The 17,917-nt window shown below is 72.1% G+C and carries 17 protein-coding genes and 2 pseudogenes; 12 read left to right on the forward strand and 7 right to left on the reverse strand.

What is annotated here, in order from left to right; all coding sequences use genetic code 11:
* Positions 1 to 272 precede the first annotated feature (272 nt).
* Complete coding sequence (locus tag QSK26_RS22745) at positions 273 to 1,877, forward strand: carboxylesterase/lipase family protein (RefSeq protein ID WP_285777251.1); 1,605 nt, start codon at positions 273 to 275, stop codon at positions 1,875 to 1,877.
* Positions 1,878 to 1,889: 12 nt separating this feature from the next.
* On the opposite strand, the gene QSK26_RS22750 is transcribed toward QSK26_RS22745, so the two are convergent.
* Positions 1,890 to 2,144 carry a hypothetical protein gene (locus tag QSK26_RS22750; protein ID WP_285777252.1) on the reverse strand — a complete coding sequence of 85 codons (255 nt, stop codon included), beginning with the start codon at positions 2,142 to 2,144 and terminating at the stop codon, positions 1,890 to 1,892.
* A gap of 56 nt (positions 2,145 to 2,200) precedes the next feature.
* Here QSK26_RS22750 and QSK26_RS22755 point away from each other — a divergent pair, with 56 nt between their 5' ends.
* The 5 genes from QSK26_RS22755 (at position 2,201) to QSK26_RS22775 (ending at position 5,989) form a co-directional block, all read left to right on the forward strand.
* Complete coding sequence (locus tag QSK26_RS22755; RefSeq protein WP_285777253.1) at positions 2,201 to 3,079, forward strand: helix-turn-helix domain-containing protein; 879 nt, start codon at positions 2,201 to 2,203, stop codon at positions 3,077 to 3,079.
* A 47-nt stretch (positions 3,080 to 3,126) separates the two neighbouring features.
* Entirely contained in the window at positions 3,127 to 3,897 is a 771-nt protein-coding gene (locus QSK26_RS22760; protein WP_285777254.1) for a DUF6879 family protein, read from the forward strand.
* 102 nt (positions 3,898 to 3,999) lie between these two features.
* On the forward strand, positions 4,000 to 4,305 hold the full coding sequence (locus QSK26_RS22765; RefSeq protein ID WP_285777255.1) for a hypothetical protein: 306 nt from the start codon (positions 4,000 to 4,002) through the stop codon (positions 4,303 to 4,305).
* Positions 4,302 to 5,441, forward strand: coding sequence for an NAD(P)-binding domain-containing protein (locus QSK26_RS22770; protein WP_285777256.1), 1,140 nt, complete (start codon positions 4,302 to 4,304; stop codon positions 5,439 to 5,441). The genes QSK26_RS22765 and QSK26_RS22770 overlap by 4 nt, the downstream gene beginning before the upstream one ends.
* Positions 5,438 to 5,989 (forward strand): NUDIX hydrolase, encoded by a 552-nt coding sequence (locus QSK26_RS22775; protein WP_285777257.1) that lies wholly within the window; start codon positions 5,438 to 5,440, stop codon positions 5,987 to 5,989. Before QSK26_RS22770 ends, QSK26_RS22775 begins: the two co-directional genes overlap by 4 nt.
* Positions 5,990 to 6,041: 52 nt before the next feature.
* Here QSK26_RS22775 and QSK26_RS22780 read toward each other — a convergent pair whose 3' ends face one another.
* Entirely contained in the window at positions 6,042 to 6,554 is a 513-nt protein-coding gene (locus QSK26_RS22780) for a GbsR/MarR family transcriptional regulator (RefSeq protein WP_285777258.1), read from the reverse strand.
* 86 nt (positions 6,555 to 6,640) lie between these two features.
* Between QSK26_RS22780 and QSK26_RS22785 the strand changes: the two genes are divergently transcribed.
* Positions 6,641 to 7,579, forward strand: a complete 939-nt coding sequence (locus QSK26_RS22785) for an ABC transporter ATP-binding protein (RefSeq protein WP_285777259.1) — start codon at positions 6,641 to 6,643, stop codon at positions 7,577 to 7,579.
* Positions 7,576 to 9,171, forward strand: a complete 1,596-nt coding sequence (locus QSK26_RS22790) for an ABC transporter permease (RefSeq protein ID WP_285777260.1) — start codon at positions 7,576 to 7,578, stop codon at positions 9,169 to 9,171. Before QSK26_RS22785 ends, QSK26_RS22790 begins: the two co-directional genes overlap by 4 nt.
* A gap of 111 nt (positions 9,172 to 9,282) precedes the next feature.
* Here QSK26_RS22790 and QSK26_RS22795 read toward each other — a convergent pair whose 3' ends face one another.
* Positions 9,283 to 10,020 (reverse strand): SDR family oxidoreductase, encoded by a 738-nt coding sequence (locus QSK26_RS22795; RefSeq protein WP_285777261.1) that lies wholly within the window; start codon positions 10,018 to 10,020, stop codon positions 9,283 to 9,285.
* A gap of 192 nt (positions 10,021 to 10,212) precedes the next feature.
* On the opposite strand from QSK26_RS22795, the gene QSK26_RS22800 reads away from it, so the two are divergent.
* Positions 10,213 to 10,905, forward strand: coding sequence for a TetR/AcrR family transcriptional regulator (locus QSK26_RS22800; RefSeq protein ID WP_285777262.1), 693 nt, complete (start codon positions 10,213 to 10,215; stop codon positions 10,903 to 10,905).
* A gap of 292 nt (positions 10,906 to 11,197) precedes the next feature.
* On the opposite strand, the gene QSK26_RS22805 is transcribed toward QSK26_RS22800, so the two are convergent.
* Positions 11,198 to 12,304, reverse strand: coding sequence for a sulfite oxidase (locus tag QSK26_RS22805; protein ID WP_285777263.1), 1,107 nt, complete (start codon positions 12,302 to 12,304; stop codon positions 11,198 to 11,200).
* Positions 12,305 to 12,455: 151 nt separating this feature from the next.
* Between QSK26_RS22805 and QSK26_RS22810 the strand changes: the two genes are divergently transcribed.
* Together QSK26_RS22810 and QSK26_RS41855 are read left to right on the forward strand one after the other, a co-directional pair.
* Positions 12,456 to 13,466, forward strand: a complete 1,011-nt coding sequence (locus tag QSK26_RS22810) for a lytic transglycosylase domain-containing protein (protein WP_285777264.1) — start codon at positions 12,456 to 12,458, stop codon at positions 13,464 to 13,466.
* Positions 13,467 to 13,564: 98 nt separating this feature from the next.
* Positions 13,565 to 13,990, forward strand: a pseudogene (locus QSK26_RS41855) (LysR family transcriptional regulator); the annotation flags it as partial.
* 30 nt (positions 13,991 to 14,020) lie between these two features.
* Here QSK26_RS41855 and aspS read toward each other — a convergent pair.
* The 3 genes from aspS to QSK26_RS42125 all read right to left on the reverse strand — a co-directional run bounded on the left by aspS (position 14,021) and on the right by QSK26_RS42125 (position 17,205).
* Complete coding sequence (gene aspS / locus QSK26_RS22815; protein ID WP_285777265.1) at positions 14,021 to 15,337, reverse strand: aspartate--tRNA(Asn) ligase; 1,317 nt, start codon at positions 15,335 to 15,337, stop codon at positions 14,021 to 14,023.
* Between the two features lie 421 nt (positions 15,338 to 15,758).
* Positions 15,759 to 16,181 carry an SPW repeat protein gene (locus QSK26_RS22820; protein WP_285777266.1) on the reverse strand — a complete coding sequence of 141 codons (423 nt, stop codon included), beginning with the start codon at positions 16,179 to 16,181 and terminating at the stop codon, positions 15,759 to 15,761.
* A 472-nt stretch (positions 16,182 to 16,653) separates the two neighbouring features.
* Positions 16,654 to 17,205 carry a type IV toxin-antitoxin system AbiEi family antitoxin gene (locus tag QSK26_RS42125; RefSeq protein WP_502888732.1) on the reverse strand — a complete coding sequence of 184 codons (552 nt, stop codon included), beginning with the start codon at positions 17,203 to 17,205 and terminating at the stop codon, positions 16,654 to 16,656.
* A 197-nt stretch (positions 17,206 to 17,402) separates the two neighbouring features.
* On the opposite strand from QSK26_RS42125, the pseudogene QSK26_RS22830 reads away from it, so the two are divergent.
* Positions 17,403 to 17,885, forward strand: a pseudogene (locus QSK26_RS22830) (nucleotide disphospho-sugar-binding domain-containing protein); the annotation flags it as partial.
* Between the last annotated feature and the right edge of the window lie 32 nt (positions 17,886 to 17,917).

Consider the following 17,917-nt stretch of genomic DNA (forward strand, 5'->3'; position numbering starts at 1 on the left):
AGGTGAACTCTTCCGGTCTCAACCGTGGCGGCTACCGCAACCATTTCGTGACCTTACGATGCTGAGAACCATGAATCCGCAGGTCACAGTGGTATCGCCGGGGCCGGTTGACCGCAGGCCGCCACACGGCGTTTGTGACGCGTTCAGCTAAGCGTCCCTTAACCTTTGGTGCTGACCGTAACCCGGGGCGCGGCCCATGCTCTCAGGGGGCGGCCCGCGATGTTCACCGGGGGGCCCTCGTAGCGGGCGCAGGGATCTCGTAGCGTCTGCCCATGAGATCTTTATGGCGCTCTGCGACCACCTTGATAGCCGCGTTCCTGCTGGCCGGGACGGCGCTCCCGGCGGCGGCGGCCGGCTCACCCGGCGGCGGGAAGGGCGGGTCCGCGACGGTCCGCACCGACTCCGGCTGGGTGCGCGGCACCGCGGCCCGCGACCACACCCTCTTCCAGGGCATCCCCTACGCCGCTCCCCCGGTCGGCGAGCTGCGCTGGCGCTCGCCGCAGCCGGTCGCCCCGTGGCACGGCGTGCGCCAGGCGACCGCCCCCGGCGCTCGGTGCGCGCAGGTGACCGACAGCTGGGGCCTGCCCGGCAGCGAGAGCGAGGACTGCCTCTTCCTCAACGTGACCGTGCCCGCCTCGGCCTCCCCCGCCCGCCCCAGGCCGGTCCTGGTCTGGCTGCACGGCGGCGGCCTGAAGAAGGGGGCGGGCAGTGACTACGACGCCCGCCGGCTCGCCGTGCGCGGGGACATGGTCGTGGTGACGGTGAACTACCGGCTGGGCATCCTCGGGTTCTTCGGCCTGCCCGGCCTGGCGAACGGCGGCGCGTTCGGGATCGAGGACCAGCAGGCCGCGCTGCGCTGGGTGGCGCGCAACGCCGCGGCCTTCGGCGGCGACCCGGGCAACGTGACGCTCGCCGGGGAGTCGGCCGGCTCCCACTCGGTGTGCGCGCAGCTCGCCTCCCCCTCGGCCGCCGGACTCTTCCACCGGGTGATCGGGCAGAGCACCTCCTGCCGGATGGGCGACTTCGCCGCCGCCGGCTTCCAGCCCCTCCTCAACGTGCCGCTGTGGATGGCCCCGGAGAGCCACGACGGCTACGGGCAGTACCTGGCGAGCCTGCTCGGCTGCTTCGATCCGGCCACCCTGCTCGCCTGCATGCGCGGCAAGACGCCCGCCGAACTGCTCACCCAGCTCCCGCTGTCCCTGCCCGGCTACGGCAACGCCGTCCTGCCGGAGGACCCGGCCAAGGTCTTCGCCGAGGGACGGTTCCACCGGGTCCCGGTGCTGACCGGCATCACCCGGGACGAGGGCACGCTGTTCGCCGCGGAGATCATGTCCGGCCTGACCCAGGAGGGCTACGAGACTCGGCTGGCCCAGGGCTTCGGGGCCAAGGCGCCCGCGATCCTGGCGGAGTACCCGGCGGGCGGGCACGGCTCCCCGCTCCAGGCCGCCGCGGCCGTCATCGGCGACCTCGAATGGGCGTGGCCGGCCAGGGACACCGCCCGGCTCTTCGCCGAGCACGTGCCGACCTACTCCTACGAGTTCACCGACCGCTCCGCGCCCGCGCTCTACCCGCTGCCCGGCGTCCGGCCGCTGGCCTCGCACGGCTCCGAGCTGCCGTTCCTGTTCGACGTCTCCTGGGACTCCGCGCCGCTGACCGCGCCGCAGCGCCGGCTGGGTGACACCATGATCGGCTACTGGGCGCGTTTCGCCGCCACCGGCGATCCCAACCGTCCCGGCCTGCCGCGCTGGGAGCGGGTGCGGGCCGGGGACGCGACGCCGTACGTGCAGCGGCTGGACGTCGGCCCCGGCGGCGTCGGGCCCTACGACCAGGACGCCGCCCACAAGCTGGACTTCTGGGACACGCTGACCGGGCGCTGACCCGGCCGGGCGTCAGGCGTCCTGGCGCGCCGCGTCGTTGTACTCCCGCCACCTGCGCAGCAGGTCGGGGACCTCGCGGCGGAGGAAGGCGAAGAACCGGCGGGTCTCGTCCAGCCTGGCGCCCGCCGGGGTGTCCGCGCCGAGCACCTCGACGCCGTCGCGCGCCCCCTCCTCGAACCGCCGGTACACCGCGTCGCTGCTGGCCGCCGCCGCGTACCGTCTCCGCCATGCCCACCGGTAGCCCCGTTGGTGGCCATTAGCTCGCACTAATCCTTACCAAGGAGTCCTGAGCCGGATGCCCCGGCCGGGCATGATTATCTTTGATGAACTCGTCCCCGTCCTCGTCCGCCCAGGCCGCCCGTGTGCGCTTGGGGGCCAGGTTGCGAGCACTGCGCCAGGAGCGTGGGCTGACGGGCCGGGCGTTCGCGGCGGGGGCGGGCTGGCGGTCGGCGGCGAACGTGACGAAGATCGAGAAGGGGCAGTACGCGATCACGGCCGACACGGTGCGGTTGTGGTGCCAGGTATGTGGGGCGTCGGCGAAGCTGACGGCCGAGTTGCTGGCCGAGCAGGCGAACGTGGCGGACGCATGGGCGACGCACATGGAGCTGAACCAGGGCGGGCTCAAGGCGCGGCAGGAGCGGTTGCGCGGCATCTACTGGACGGTGGCCGTGCAGCGGGTCTACCAGACCCGCGTGTTCCCCGGCCTGCTCCAGACAGCGGACATGATCGCCTTCTACCTCGACCGGGTGCGGATAGACCAGCACGTCGAGATAGACGACGTCGCCGAGGCGGTCGCCGCGCGGCTCGCCCGTCAGGAGTGCTTGAAGCGCCCTGACGCCCGGTGGCTGTTCATCCTTGAGGAAGACGTCCTGTGGTATCGGCCGGGGTCGTTGGAGGCGCACCGGGGGCAACTCCAGCACCTGCTTGAGATGATGCGACGGCCCACGGTGTTCCTCGGGATCATCCCTCGGGGAATCGACCGGCGGGGCGTCATCACCGGCGAGTCGTTCACCATGGACGACGCCAGCCTTGTCTCGATCGAGCTGACCTCGGGTCACCTGAACATCACCGCGCCGCCCGAGGTGCGCCTCTATCTGGAGATGTGGGCGCGGCTAGAGTCGATCGCCGTCTACGGGCAGCAAGCGCGGGCGTTGATCCTCGAAGCGCTCAGAGCGCTTGACGGCCCGGACGACGGGGGGTGAAGTTCTCAGAACGGCTCGTTGTTTCTGGCCTCACCAAGGAGCACGCGATGACCAGCCCCCGCTTCACCCGCCTCGATTTCGTCGGCGGAGACGATGATTCCGACCGCGAGCACTGCCCGGCGGTGTTCGTCGATCCGCTGACCGGAGACTTCTTCTTCCAGGGTCGTCGGGTCACCGACCCGGCCGTACTGGAAATGCTCGCGGAGCACGCCGTACTCGCCTCTGACGAGGAGGTCGTGTGGTTGCCGGCCCGTATGCGCCAGGTCATTCTCGACGCCCTCACCGGCTACGAAGAGGGCAGGGTCGGGCACGGCGCTCCGGATTTCGAGCAGATGCTCGCGGGTGCCCGTCGCTCGGCGGTCCACCTGGAGTTGCGCGACTTCTACGGCCCGAGCGAGGACTTCGAATCGTGGCGGAGCGGAGGCCCGGCCCGCCTGTCGGACGATGGCGGCCGGTGGGACCGGCTGATCGGCGGCGCGGTCTCGCGGGGCGTCACGGTGCGCCGAGTCCGGGTCATCTCGCGCCCGGCGTCGGCCTACTCGCGGTGGCTGCACATGGTTACCGGTGAGAACATCCAGGCCGGTGAGGACGTCCGCTGGCTATGGCGGCCCGACGCGCTCGGCCTGCTCCTGCCGCACACCGACCTCTGGATGTTCGATCAGCGCCTGGTGGCGTTCAACCACAACAACGGCGAGGGCGAGCACGTGCCCGGTTACACCTACGTGACCGACCCGCGCGAGATTCCCGCGATCGTCGCGGCCGTGGAGATGGCGTGGGAGCGGGCCACGCCGCACGAGAAGTTCGACATCGACGGCTAAGCGCCCCTTACCAACCCTTACCAACTTTCTGGCCTCCGAGGGCCGACGCGAGCGAGTGTCAGAGGGCACAAGACCCCACCGCTAGCCCCTCCGGAGGAACACTTGCCGTCGTTCGACCGGCCCCGAGAGGCCGACACCGAGACCATCACCGATCCGCGCCGGGCTGCGCTGGAAGACCTTGGCGGGCTGCTCAAGGGCCAAGGCTTTTCCGTGGGCACCGAGGCGTTCCACCTGACGGCGAAGCGGCTGGGCGGGCGTCCGGTGGAGGTGTGGTGCCAGGCCCGCGCCGATGACGGGGGCCGCTTGTGGTTCACGTGGGCGGACGGCATCCCGCTCGTGGAGGCCGACCAGCCGACCGGTACGGTCGTCGCGGTGAAGATGGCATCGCGGCGGGTGGGGGCGTCATGACGGTGCTGGAGGACTTCGAGGTCTCGCGAGTGGATGCCTTCTTCAAGAAGGTCACCGGCCGATTCGAGCCCTCGGCCGAGACGATGGCTATGGTCATCACACACCTGCTGCCCGAGCGGCCCGCGTTCCTGCGGGCCGTTGCCCGAGCCGCGAGCATCGCGGCCGTCCTGCCCAAGCCCAAGTCGATCAACGCGGGGGCGCTGCGGGAGATCACCGGGCTCATGCCCGTCGCAGAGTTGGACCGCGCGGCCTTCGCTGACCCGGACCACGCCCTGAGCGTTCTAGAGGACCGGGCGGCCGGGCGCGACGTGGTGCTGCTCGACGTGGGCGGGTACTTCGCACCCTCCCTGGAGCACGTGTGCGCCCGGTTCTCGGGCCGGATCGTCGGCGTGGTCGAGGACACCGAGAACGGCCACCAGCGGTATGCGGCGTTGGACAAGCTGCCGTGCCCGGTGTTCAGTGTCGCCCGTTCTCCGCTCAAGGACCCCGAGGACTACTTGGTGGGGCAGTCGGTCACTTTTTCTGCGGAGGCCCTGATCCGCTCCCGTGGCGACATCCTGCAGGGCCGCGCGGCCACGGTGATCGGGTACGGGAAGCTCGGCCGTTCGGTAGCGGCGATGCTGCACGCCAAGCACGTCGCCGTCACCGTCTACGATCGCGACCCCGTCAAGCGCCTTCAAGCCCTCAGCCAGGGTTATCGGGCCGCTCCCGCCCTCGCCCAGGCGCTTGCCGGGTCCGGGCTGATCGTGTGCGCCACGGGCAACCTGGCGCTCAAGGAGGACGACTTCGCGGCCATCGCCAACGGCGCGTACATCGCCTCGGTGACCAGCTCCGACGACGAGCTGGAGCTGGCGGCCCTGAATGAGCTGTACGGGCGGACCCCGGCCGGGGAGCACATCACCCGGTACGCCCGGACGGGGCACTTCTTCTACGTGCTGGCCGACGGGAACGCGGTCAACTTCCTGCACGGCGCGTGCGTCGGTGCTTTCATCTTCCTGGTCCAGGCCGAGATCCTTGCGGCCCTGGCCACTCTGGCATCCGCCGGCCACGAGCCCGGCCTGCACGAGCTCGACAAGACCACCCGTTCGTTCATCGCGTCCACTTGGCTGCGCTACTTCGATGGAGCCCCTTCTTGAGCATCACCACCGACGAGATCCGCGAGACCGTCGCCCGGTACCTCGAACGCTACCCGGACGAGGCCAAGCACCTGGCGCCTCTCACCCGAGCGCTGGAGCGCGGCGACGTGGACCTGACGTCCCGCAAGACGTTCGACGGTGGGCACGTCACCGCCGGGGCCGTCGTCGTCAACGACGTCCGCCGCCTGCTGCTCATCCAGCACAAGACGCTCGGCCGGTGGCTACTGCCCGGCGGCCATCTAGAGGCTGAGGACAACGGGCTGATGCTCGCCGCGCTCCGCGAGCTGGAGGAGGAGACCGGAATCTCCTGGCACGGCACGGTCTCCCCGCCCGGACAGGACGTCACCCCCATCGACATCGACGTCCACTTGATCCCCGCCAACCCGACCAAGGCCGAGCCCGAGCACTGGCACGCCGACATCCGGTGGGCGTTCTGGATGGAGGACCCCAAGGTGGTGCTCCAGGCCGAAGAGGTCGAGGGCTACGCCTGGCGCACCTTCGGCGACGCCCCCACGCCGAAGCTCGCCGCCAAGCTGCCGAACCTCTGACCGTCCCGGCTCGTTGCGCCCGGCGCTGAGCGCCGGCTACCCGGCCGGGGCGTCAGGCGTCCTGGCGCGTCGCGTCGTTGTACTCCCGCCACCTGCGCAGCAGGTCGGGGACCTCGCGGCGGAGGAAGGCGAAGAACCGGCGGGTCTCGTCCAGCCTGGCGCCCGCCGGGGTGTCCGCGCCGAGCACCTCGACGCCGTCGCGCGCCCCCTCCTCGAACCGCCGGTACACCGCGTCGCTGCTGGCCGCCGCCGCGTACCACGACGCCTGGTCCACCCGGTAGCGGTCGCGGCGGTGGCCGGGGTCGCGCTCCCGGGTGACCATGCCGACCCGGATCAGATACTTCACCGCGCCGGAGATCGCCGAGGGGCCCACCTGGAGCATCTCGGCGAGCCGCGCGGCGGTGAGCGCGCCCTCGGGCGAGGCCATCAGCGCGACGAAGACCCGCGCCGCCATCCGCGGATAGCCCGACTCGGACATGATCAGCGCGAAGCGCTCGACGAAGCGCAGCGCCTCGATCTCCCGGTCGTCTCCGGTGCCGGTCGTCCCGCCGATGGTCTCCGCCATGCCCGCCTTCCCCTCGTCTCCACCGACCACCCTAACGGTCTTCCCAATATTCACGAAATTCGTGAAGTTCGTGTAGCTTGTCCGGTATGACGAATGCCATCTCGGTGTCCGGCCTGGTCAAGACCTTCGGCCGGACCCGGGCTCTGGACGGTCTCGACCTGACCGTCCGCACCGGCGAAGTGCACGGGTTCCTCGGGCCCAACGGCTCCGGCAAGTCCACCACCATCCGGGTGCTCCTCGGCCTGCTGCGGGCCGACTCCGGCACCGCGCGACTGCTCGGCGGCGACCCCTGGCGTGACGCCACGGCGCTGCACCGCCGCCTCGCCTACGTGCCCGGGGACGTCACCCTGTGGCCCGCGCTCTCCGGCGGGGAGACGATCGATCTGCTCGGCCGGATGCGCGGCGGCCTGGACCCCGCCCGCCGGGCCGGGCTGATCGACCGGTTCGAGCTGGACCCGCGCAAGAAGGGCCGCGCCTACTCCAAGGGCAACCGGCAGAAGGTCGCGCTGATCGCGGCGCTGGCCTCCGACGTCGAACTGCTGGTGCTCGACGAGCCCACCTCGGGGCTCGACCCGCTGATGGAGGCGGTGTTCCAGGAGTGCGTCAGGGAGGAGCGTCGCGCCGGCCGTACGGTGCTGCTGTCCAGCCACGTCCTCGGCGAGGTCGAGGCGCTGTGCGACCGGGTGAGCATCATCCGCGCCGGCCGCACGGTGGAGAGCGGCACGCTCGCCGAGCTGCGCCACCTCACCCGCACCTCGATCGAGGCCGAGCCGAGCACCGCCGCGCCCCGGCTCGCCGGGCTGCCGGGCGTGCACGACGTGCGGGTCACAGGCGACCGGGTGAGCTGCCAGGTGGACGGCGACGCGCTCGGCGCGGCGGTGCGCGAACTGGCCGCCACCGGGGTGCGCAGCCTGGTCAGCCGGCCGCCGACGCTGGAGGAGATGTTCCTGCGCCACTACACGACGGACCATACGGCGGGCGACACAGCGGGCGACACAGCAGGCGAGACGGCGGGGTCGCGATGAGCACGCTGACCGGCACCGGGAGCATGGTCCTGGTGATCCTGCGGCGGGACCGGGTGAAGCTGCTCGCCTGGTTCGGGCTCGTCGCCCTGATCGTGGTCGGTGTCGCCTCGGCCGTGGGCTCCGCCTATCCCACCGAGGCGGCACGCCGCGCCTTCGCCGCCACGACCAACGGCGATCCCGCGCAGCTCTTCATGATCGGCCCCATCTACGACACGTCGGCCGCCGGGCTCGGCGCGTGGCGGGTGCGCGGCCAGGCCGCCCTGCTGCTCGGCCTGGCGACCCTGCTCCTCGTGGTCCGCAACACCCGCGGCGAGGAGGAGAGCGGTCGCGCCGAACTGCTCGGCTCCACCGTCGTCGGCAGGCACGCCTCGCTCACGGCGACGCTGACCGTGGCGTTCTGCGCCAACCTGGTCACCGCCGCGCTGGTCACGCTCGGCCTGGCCGCCGTGGGCTTCCCGGTCGCGGGGTCGCTGCTCGCGGCGCTGTCGTTCGCCGCGTGCGGCTGGGTGATGGCCGGGACCGCGGCGCTGGCCGCGCAGCTCACCGGCGGCGCCCGTGCCGCCGCGGGCATCGCCTCGGCCGTGATGGCGGCGTGGTACGTGCTGCGCGGCGTGGCGGACGCGGGGCCGGCGCCGTGGGCGTCGTGGCTGTCGCCGTTCGGCTGGGCGCAGGGGGTGCGGCCCTTCGCGGGGGACCATGTCTGGCCCCTGCTGCCCGTCGCCGGGGCGGCCGTGCTGCTCACCGGGGCGGCGTACCTGCTGGCCGCGCGCCGGGACCTCGGCGCCGGTCTGCTCCCCGACCGGCCTGGCCCGGCCGCCGCCGCGCCGGGGCTGCGCGGCCCTTTCGCGCTGGCCTGGCGGCAGCACCGGGGCATGCTGGTCGCCTGGACCGCGGGGACGCTGCTGCTCGGCGCGGCGCTGGGCGGCACCGCGCAGGGCATCGCCCGGCAGCTCGGCGCGAGCGACGCGCTCCGCGGCCTGATCGAACGGATGGGCGGCGGCGCGCGCCCGGTGGACGGCTTCTTCGCCACCATCGTCTACCTGGCCGCCCAGGTCCTCACGATCTACGCGATCGAGGCGACCCTGCGCCCGCACGCGGAGGAGACCGCCGGCCGCGCCGCCGCCGTACTGGCCGGGCCGGTCGGCCGGGTGCGCTGGGCGGCCGGGCACCTGGCCGTCGCGGCCCTCGGCTCCGTCGTCGTGCTCGCCGGGCTCGGCCTCGGCATCGGCGTCGTCTACGGCCTGACCACCGGCACGGCGGCCCACGAGGTGCCCCGGCTGCTCGCCGCCGCGCTGGTCCGGGCGCCGTCCGTCCTGGTCCTCGCGGCCCTCGCCGCCGCGCTGTACGGCGTCGCGCCGCGTCTCGCCGCGCCGGTCACCTACACGGTGCTCGGCGGGCTGCTCGCCCTGGAGCTGGCGGTGGAACTCGGGGGCGCCGACGCGTCGATCCTGTCGCTGTCGCCGTTCGCGCGGACTCCGGCGCTGCCGGGGGCGGCGTTCACGGTGACGCCGCTGCTGTGGCTCGCCGCCGTCGCCGCCGCGCTCACCGCCGCCGGCCTCTTCGCCCTGCGCCGCCGCGACCTCACCGGGTAGGCCCTCAGGGCCCCGGTGCGGGGTGAGCAGGTCGGCCGGGCCGATCCGGCCGAGGAAGCACGCCCTGACGTGGTCGGCGACCTCGCTGACCTCCTGGGAGCACGCGGGCGGTCAGGCCAGGCCGCCGTTGACGTAGACGGTCTGGCCGTTGATCCATCGGCCGGGACCGGCGAGCAGGGACACCACCTCCGCGATGTCGCCCGGCGTGCCGAGCCGCTCCATCGGACTCCCCTTGGCGAACCGGGCGACGGTCTCCTCGTCCTTGCCGTGGAGGAACAGGTCGGTCGCGGTCGGGCCGGGCGCCACGGCGTTGACGGTGACGTCCCGGCCGCGCAGTTCCCTGGCCAGGATGAGGCTGATCGACTCGACGGCGCCCTTCGAGGCCACGTAGGCGGAGTAGCCGGGCAGCATCGTCCTGCGCACCGACGTCGAGAAGTTGACGATCGCGCCGCCCCTGCGCAGGCGGCGGGCCGCCTGCTGGTTCACCACGAAGGTGCCGCGGATGTTGACCCGGTGCATGCGGTCCAGGTCGGCCAGGTCGAGGTCGGCCAGCGGCGCCAGGACCATGGTCCCGGCGGCGTGCACCAGCACGTCTACGCCGCCGAACTCGCGCTCCACCGTGTCGAACAGATCGGCCACGGCCGTCTCGTCGGCCACGTCGGCCCTGACCGCCAGCGCGGTGCCGCCCGCGGCGGTGAGCTCCTTGACCGCCTCGCCGGCCGCGGCGTCGTCAGACGCGTAGACGATCACGACGGCCTGCCCGTCGGCGGCCAGGCGGCGCGCGGTCTCCCGGCCGATCCCACGCGATCCCCCGGTCACGATGGCCACCCGCCTGCCGTTCTGCCTCATGACGGTCTCCTTCGTCTGCACGGCGGCCCTCGGCCACCTCCCGAACACGCCGCTAACTCAAGCACGTAAACACCGTTATCGTCAACCTCGCTAACGCTTGGCCGTTATCAACGTTTCTCCACCCGCGACCCATAGAGCCACCTGCCCGTTCGCCATGCAGCCGAACGGCCGTGGTCCTGTACCGTCGATAACGTGGATCTGAGAACGCGGATACTGGAGGCGGCGGCCGACCTGCTCTCCCGCTCGACGGAGGCGGACTTCTCGACCCGGGCCGTGTGCGAGGCCGCCGGCATCGGCGCGCCCCAGCTGTACCGGCAGTTCGGCGACAAGGAAGGGCTGCTGTCCGCCGTCGTCGACTACGGCTTCGAGCGTTACCTCGCGGGCAAGCGCGCCGCCCGGCCCTCGGCGGACCCGGTGCGGGACCTCCGGGACGGCTGGGACAACCACGTCGCCTTCGCCGTGGAACACCCGAACTACTACCGGCTGATGTACTCCCCCGGCCTGTCCACCCCGCCGGAGGCCGCCGCGGAAGCCCACCGGCTGCTGCTCGGCGTGCTGGAGCGCTGCGCGGCGGCCGGCAGGTTGCGGGTGTCGCCGCAGGTCGCGGCCCAGATGGTGATGTCGGCCAACACCGGGGTCGCACTGTCCCTGATCACCCGCCCCGCCATCTACCCCGACCCCGGCTTCTCGGCCCAGGTGCGCGAGGCCGTCTTCGCCGCGGTCACCGTCCCCGGCGACGAACCCCCGGCCACCGGCCGCACCACCGGCGTCGCGGCGGCCACCCTCGGCGCGCTGCTGCGCGAAACGCCGCCCGCCGTCCTCAGCGCGGCGGAGACGGCCCTGCTCCACCAGTGGCTGACCGCGCTGGCCGACGCCCCCGAGTGAGGATTTCCTCATACGACTAAAACATGTGGCAGGAAATACGAAACCGTGGTTACCGTAGTGATCAGCACGGAAAAGAGTAATTCGAATAGACCGCACCTGCGGTTGTTCATCGGACGAGCAAGGACACGGGCTTCGGCCTGCCCGGCGGGAATGGCGCCCCCCGGGCGGACACGAAACCCCTACGCCCCGGGTACGGCTTACGCCACGCCCTACCCGGGGCGCGATTTCCCAGCTCAGCGGCCCGTCTGCGCATATTCTCCACTTCCGTGGGACCGCCGCGGAAAGCATTTCCTCAGGACGCGATACAGGCCACCGGGACGTGTTGCACGGCATTGTTGACGAAGCCGCCACGGTTCCATGCCTGGCCTTCCGGCTGGCTGTCGCCGTTCGCGGTGGTGGCCCTCGCGGAAAGCACATGACGGCCCGGGGAGGCGGCCCACTCGAAGGTGAAACGCCGCCACGCCCACGGGTGCCCGTCCGGTTCCGCCAGCGTCGCAGGCGACCACGTCCGCCCGCCGTCCACGCTGACGTCCACCCGCTCCACCGGCGCCCGCCCGGACCACGCCCGGCCCTCCAGCGTCACCGTCCCCGGGCGCACGACCCTCGCCCGGGACATGAAGTCGGGGAACCCCGGCGGCACGAGAAGCGCCCGCGGGTGAATCCTGGTGACCGGATCGCCCGGCTCGTCCGGCTCGTGGCGCACCCGGTAGGCCACACTCTGCTGGAAGCCGGTGAACGGCTCGGCGACCACCGTGATCTCGCGCAGCCACTTGACGTGCGCCATGCCGTACCAGCCCGGGACGACGAGCCGCAGCGGGAAGCCGTGCTGGGGCGCGAGCGGCAGGCCGTTCATCTCGTAGGCGAGCAGCACCTCGTCGCGGAGCGCCTCCGCGAGCGGCAGACTGCGCTGGTAGTCCTGCTCGACACCGCGCTCCACCCCGTGGTCGGCGCCGGTGAAGACCACCTCGGCGGCGGCCGGGTCGGCACCGGCCGCGGCGAGCACCTCGCGCAGCGGTACCCCGGTCCACTCGGCCGTGCCCACCGCCTCCACCAGCCACGGCTGGCTCACCGGCCGCGGCTCCAGGCGCGCCCGCCCGTTCCCCGCGCACTCCATCGTCACCCGCACGGTACGGCGGGGCAGCTCCTTGAGCTCCGCCAGGCCGAACGTCAACGTCTTCCCGACCAGCCCGCCGACGGTCAGCCGCCAGGCGGCCGGGTCGATCAGCGGGATGTCGTAGTGGATGAGGAGGTAATGCAGACCGAGTGGGGTGACGTCATACCTCAACGCTTCCAGCGGGATACCGTGGTTACGCGCCGCCAGGGCGAGCTCCTCGGTGGTGATGCCTGCCCCGGGATCCACCCGTCCCGGACTGCTGATCTCAGCCAGTGTCACGTCCATCCCCCAAGCATGCCCGTGGCCGCGCACCGTGGACCGTGCGGGAGGTAGGTTCCCCCCGATGCATCCCGAACCGACACACCCCCACCGAAACCACCCGTTCCGCGTCTCCTTGCCGCTTCCCCGCCGGGTGACCCGGGGGAGGTCCATCGCGGTGGCCGCCGTCGTCGCGGCTCTCGTGCTCTCGGGGTGCGGGGGCGCGGAAGGGTCCGGGCAGCGCCCGCCTGACGCCGGGGCTCCCGCGCCGGGCGGCACCACGCCACAGAACCCCGCCCAACCCGGATCCGCGGACACGACCGCTCCGCAGTCCGCCCCCGGCTCCGAGGGCGCCACCCCACCGCAGCCTGGATCCGAGGGCTCCGGTGAGCCCGCTCCCCCGCCGGGGCCCGAGCTGCCCGCCGCCGACGTCCCCCTTCCGAAGGACGCCGCCCGGCTGGCCGAAGCCCTGGAGACCACCTCCGGCGCCCTGCTCGACGCGATCGACGACTGGGTCGGGAACGGCGACCCGGGACAGGCGCGGCCCCCCGAACCGGTCGTGCTCCTCGCCCTGCACCAGCAGCGCGTCTACCGCCACCTCGCCCGGCGGCCGGACCTGGCGGACCGCACGTTCGACCGCCTCCCCGCCGCCCTCGCCCGCGCCGCCAGGGACAACGTCGAGGCCACCAGCGGCCTGTTCTCCCTCACCCGCCCGATCAGCGGCTCCGCGAAGTTCCGCGTCCAGCCCGCCGAACCGGCGGAGGTCCTGCTCGGGCACTTCAAGAAGGCCGAACGCCGGTTCGGTGTGGAGTGGGAGGTGCTGGCGGCCGTCATGCTGGTGGAGTCGCGGTTCGGCCGGGTCAGGTCGCCGAGCCACGCCGGAGCCCAGGGGCCGATGCAGTTCATGCCCGCGACGTGGAAGGCGTACGGCCTGGGCGGCGACGTCCAGGACCCGCGCGACGCCGTCCTCGGTGCCGCCAACTACCTGCGCGCCTCGGGGGCTCCCCGCGACTACCAGCGCGCCCTGCACGCCTACAACCCCACCCAGCCCTACATCGACGCCGTCCTCCTGCACGCCCGCCAGATCAAACGCGACCCCCGCGCCTACTACGCGTACTACAACTGGCAGGTCTACGTCCGAACCACCAAGGGCGACCGCCGCCTGACCGGCCCCGAACCCCTCGACTGACCCTGACGATGCGGCCGAACCGCCTCCCGGACATCGTGCTCCGGGTCACGGAAACGGCCGGTGAGGCAATTAGTGATGATCAGTTCGCGGCAGCTTGAGTGCTTCCAGGCGGTGGCGCGAGATTGCACTTCACTCGGGCGGCCGAGGTGTTGCGTATCGCGCAGCCGGCGTTGTCGCAGCACATCCGCAAGCTCGAACGGCAGCTCGGTCTGGTGCTGTTCGAGCGGAACAACCACTGGGGGGCGCTCACCCCTGCGGGGACGGCGCTCCTGGAACACGCCGAACGCGTCCTCGCCGATCTCGCCGCGGTCGAGGAGGAGATGCTCGGGTGGACCGGAGGGGTGCGCGGGCGGATCCGGCCGGGTGCGGCACGCGGGCTGATGACGCAGCCGGCGCGGGTCCTGGCGGTGTTCTGCGAGGCGCATCCTTCGGTGGACGTGGAGTTGCGCGAGCTGAACACCGAGGAGATGGCGGCGGCGCTGCGCGCGGGACGGCTGGACGTGGCGACCCTCGCCGCGCCACCCCCGCCGAATGACCGCCGGCTGGTATCCCCGCTACGGGGTGAGGCGGTTGGGGCCGCGGAAGAGGAAGGTGGCCTCGCGCAGGGAGTCGAGGGCCAGGAGCGTCATCAGGACACGGCCGAGGCCCAGGCCGAAGCCGCCGTGCGGCGGGCAGCCGTATCGGAAGGAGTCCAGGTAGTGCCGGATCGGCTCGGGGCGCAGGCCCTTTTCCGCGGCCTGGCGGAGCAGGACCGGGTGACGGTGCTCGCGCTGCGCTCCGGTGGTGATCTCCAGCCCTTTCCACAGCAGGTCGAAGCTGAGGGTCAGGTCGGGCCGGCCGTCGGAGCGCATGTGGTAGAAGGGCCGGACGCTGGCCGGGTAGTGCGTCACGAAGACGAACTCGTGCCCCGTCAGCTCTTTGACGTACGCGCCGAGGCGGCGTTCGCCCTCCGGGTCGAGGTCGGTCTTCTCCCCGGCCGGGTCCCACCCCCGGGCGCGCAGGACGCCGAGCGCCTCCTCCATGGTGATCCGCGGGAACGGCACCGCCGGCACGGTGACCTCGACGCCGAAGTGCTCCTTGACCGCCGGGCCGTGCCGTCCGGCGACCTCGGCGAGGGCGTGCGCGAGCATCCGCTCCTCGAAGGCCATCACGTCCTCGACGTCGTCGATCCAGGCGAGTTCCACGTCCACGCCGGTGAACTCGGTGGCGTGCCTGGCTGTGAAGGACGGCTCCGCCCGGAACACCGGGCCGACCTCGAAGACCCGGTCGACGCCCGCCGCGATCGCCATCTGCTTGAAGAACTGCGGCGACTGGGCGAGGTAGGCGCTGCGGCCGAAGTAGCCCAGCTCGAACACCTCGGCACCGGACTCCGACGCGGTTCCCATCAGTTTCGGGGTGTGCATCTCGGTGCAGCCCTCGCCGTAGGCGAACTCGCGCATGCCCTGCTCGGCGGTGGTCTGCACGGCGAACAGCAGCCGCGCCGCCGGACGCCTGCGCACGTCGAGGTGCCGCCAGTCGAGCCGCTGCTCCAGGCCGGTGCGCTCGTCGATCGGCAGCGGCGTCTCCGCCCTGCCGGCGATCTCGACCGCCGCCGGGACGATCTCCAGGCCGCCGAGCCCGACGACGGGGTTGGCGGTCACCCGGCCGACGACGCGGACGGCGGACTCCGGGGTGAGCCCCTCGATCGTGCGCTCCAACTCGTCGCCGGCGCGCCTGTTGGTCACCTGGACCGTGCCGGTGTGGTCGCGCACGAGGACGAACTGCATCGTGCGCTGGCGGCGGAGCGCACTCGCCCAGCCTGAGACGGATACGGTCTTTCCGAGGTGTTCTCGCAGGTCGGAGACGAGAACCCGGGTTTTCTGGTGGATCATCGCAGTCCTCCGGGGACCTTGGCGTGATCCCTTGGGAGTGCGGGCGAGAAGGGGACTCGCGGTACCACCGCACCTTCGCCGCCACGGCGGGCGGCCTCGTGGGGCCCGATGACGGGGGCCGGCCGGCGGGGCATTTCCTCCCCACGCTCAGGAGTGTCTTCCCCAACGGGCCGTGAGACCGCCTTCACAGCTGGGGGCGGCTCTCTCGGCTCACCTGAGCCCGCGGGTACTCGTCTCCGTCAACGCTTTCCCCGGACGCTAGCCAGCCCCCCGCCCTCCGGGCAACCGGATAACCCCACCCCCAAGGACACCGGTCCTGGACCTCGCCCGACGAAAGCGCCTGAGGTCCTCACCCCCGGAAGACGGCTGAGGTGGGACCCTCGCCGGGTCCCACCTCTCCTATCGTTTCGATCGTTTCGAGTTACGAGCGACGGGCCATGCCCATGCCCGCGGTTGCCAGGCCGAGGGCGAGCAGAATCGCCCCGATGACCACGTTGTTCCAGATCGTCGCCGTGGTGGCCATGGGGCCACGGATGGCCCAGGGCGCCGCTATCGTCCACAGCCCGATCAAGGGCAACACCCAAGTGATCCCGTGGGTGCGGCCGAAGGCGAAGCTGAACCCGAGACCCAGAAGGGCGACCGCGAGACCCGTGACCAGGTTGTTCACGGTGATGCCCGGCAAGCCGTTGAATCCGATGATCCACGGCGAGATCGCGAGGTAGAGACCGGCGAGCATCGTCAGCCCATCGGCCACCTGCGCTCTGGGACTCGCTCCGGCCAGTTCGTATCGCTCGCGCATCCGCACGATGTCGGGATGCGTCCCGATGTCAGTGCCGTGCGTCATGCGTCTACACCTCCTCCGAGGAACCGCAACGGGACCATCTCCCGTCTCTCGAAAACTCCCATGCCCCCAAAATCCTGGTCGATGCATCCCCTGTGACCTGCGCCGACGGCCGTCGCCGCAACGGCTTTGCCGTAGGACACGCCGCCGAAAAAATACGGAAAATGTGACCAAGGCCACATCTCGGGATCCGCCGCGGGCGATGCCTTCGGCAGCCCGGCCCCATGCCCTGCCGAAGGGATGACCCTGACCGCGCAAAGCCTCAGGCCATGGCAAACCACACCCTCGCGCACGGCCGGATCCCGGCAAAGGACCTCTGACCCTCGTGGCGGCGGGCCGGCCACGCCGCTCCCAGGACGTCCGGCGAGGTCGTGATCATGAGCGGCGCCGCGCCGCGCGCACCCGGGCCTGGACGTGCAGCAGCCGCCGGGGGTCGGGCCGCCAGCCCCGGTCGAGGAGGGCCGTGGCGACCTGCTCAGCTCTCCGGGGGCGAGGCGGCTCCCCGGTCGGCCAGCCGCAGGACCTCGCGCAGCCGGCGCGCCTCGCCGGCGCGGGACAGCGCGCGACCGCGGGCGGCGAGGGCCTCCCTGCGCACGCCGGCCCGCAGGAACTGGTCCAGCGCGGTCACCGCCTCCAGCCGCGGCAGATGGAGCACGCAGTCGAACGCCGTGCGCTCCAGGGTCGTCACCCGGACCCCCTGGTGCGCCGTCACGTCGGCGGCCACGAGGAAGCCCTCCCTGACCAGGCAGCCGGGAACGTCGAACCCGGGCGGCACGACGAGCTCCATCGGCCACGGCTCGGCCCCGCCGCGAAAGGGCCGGGTGCTCACCCCCCCACACGTGCGCGGCGGTCTTGCCCCAGGCCACGACGCGGGCGTCCAGCCTGGTGAGACGCCGCGCGCGGACGAGGAACGGCTCGGCCCCGGGAGCCGGGAGGACGGGCGGATCTGGTTCACGCATGCCGCCCAGCCTCCGCCGCCGACCCCGGGTACCGGCCGCCGGAACGCGATTCTGTGGACGACGCCCACAACCGGCGGCCCACCTGTGGAAACTCACCGGGTGGAAACCTGATGACCGGCGGTAAAGCGGTCGGTTATCGTGACCCGCATGGGTTACCAGATCTACGAGTGAGGCGACGAGCCCCGTCCCCGACCGCGCGCGGCCACCGCTGAGCCGCCGGCGCGGCTTTCACCCGTTTCCCTGATCTGGAATCGCCCTCCCGGAAGGTTCCGCCTACACCAACCTGCCGGGGTTCTACCGGGAGTGCCTGGCCGCGTTCGGTGACCTGCCCGGATGGCACGTGGTGCTGCAGATCGGCAGGCACGTCGATCTCGCGGACCTCGGCGAGATCCCGGGCAACGTCGAGACGCACCCGTGGGTGCCGCAGCTCGCCATTCTGGAGCAGGCCGACGCGTTCATCACGCACGCCGGGATGGGCGGCGCCGGTGAGGGGCTCCACTGCGGGGTCCCGATGATCGCGGTGCCGCAGGCGGTCGACCAGTTCTCCAACGCGGACCGGCTCGTCGAGCTCGGCGTCGGCCGCCGGATCGACACCGAGCGGGCCACCGCGGAGACGCTCCGCGCCGCGTTGACGGAGCTCACCGGCGACCCGGGAGTGGCCGCCCGGTCGGCCGCGATCCGCAAGGAACTGCGCGCGGAGGGCGGCACCACGCGGGCCGCCGACCTCATCGAGGCGCGGCTCCGCTGACGCTCCCGCCGCCGGGCGGGCAGCCCCTCGCC

This window comes from Microtetraspora sp. NBRC 13810, from assembly GCF_030268685.1.
Lineage (GTDB): Bacteria > Actinomycetota > Actinomycetes > Streptosporangiales > Streptosporangiaceae > BSRQ01.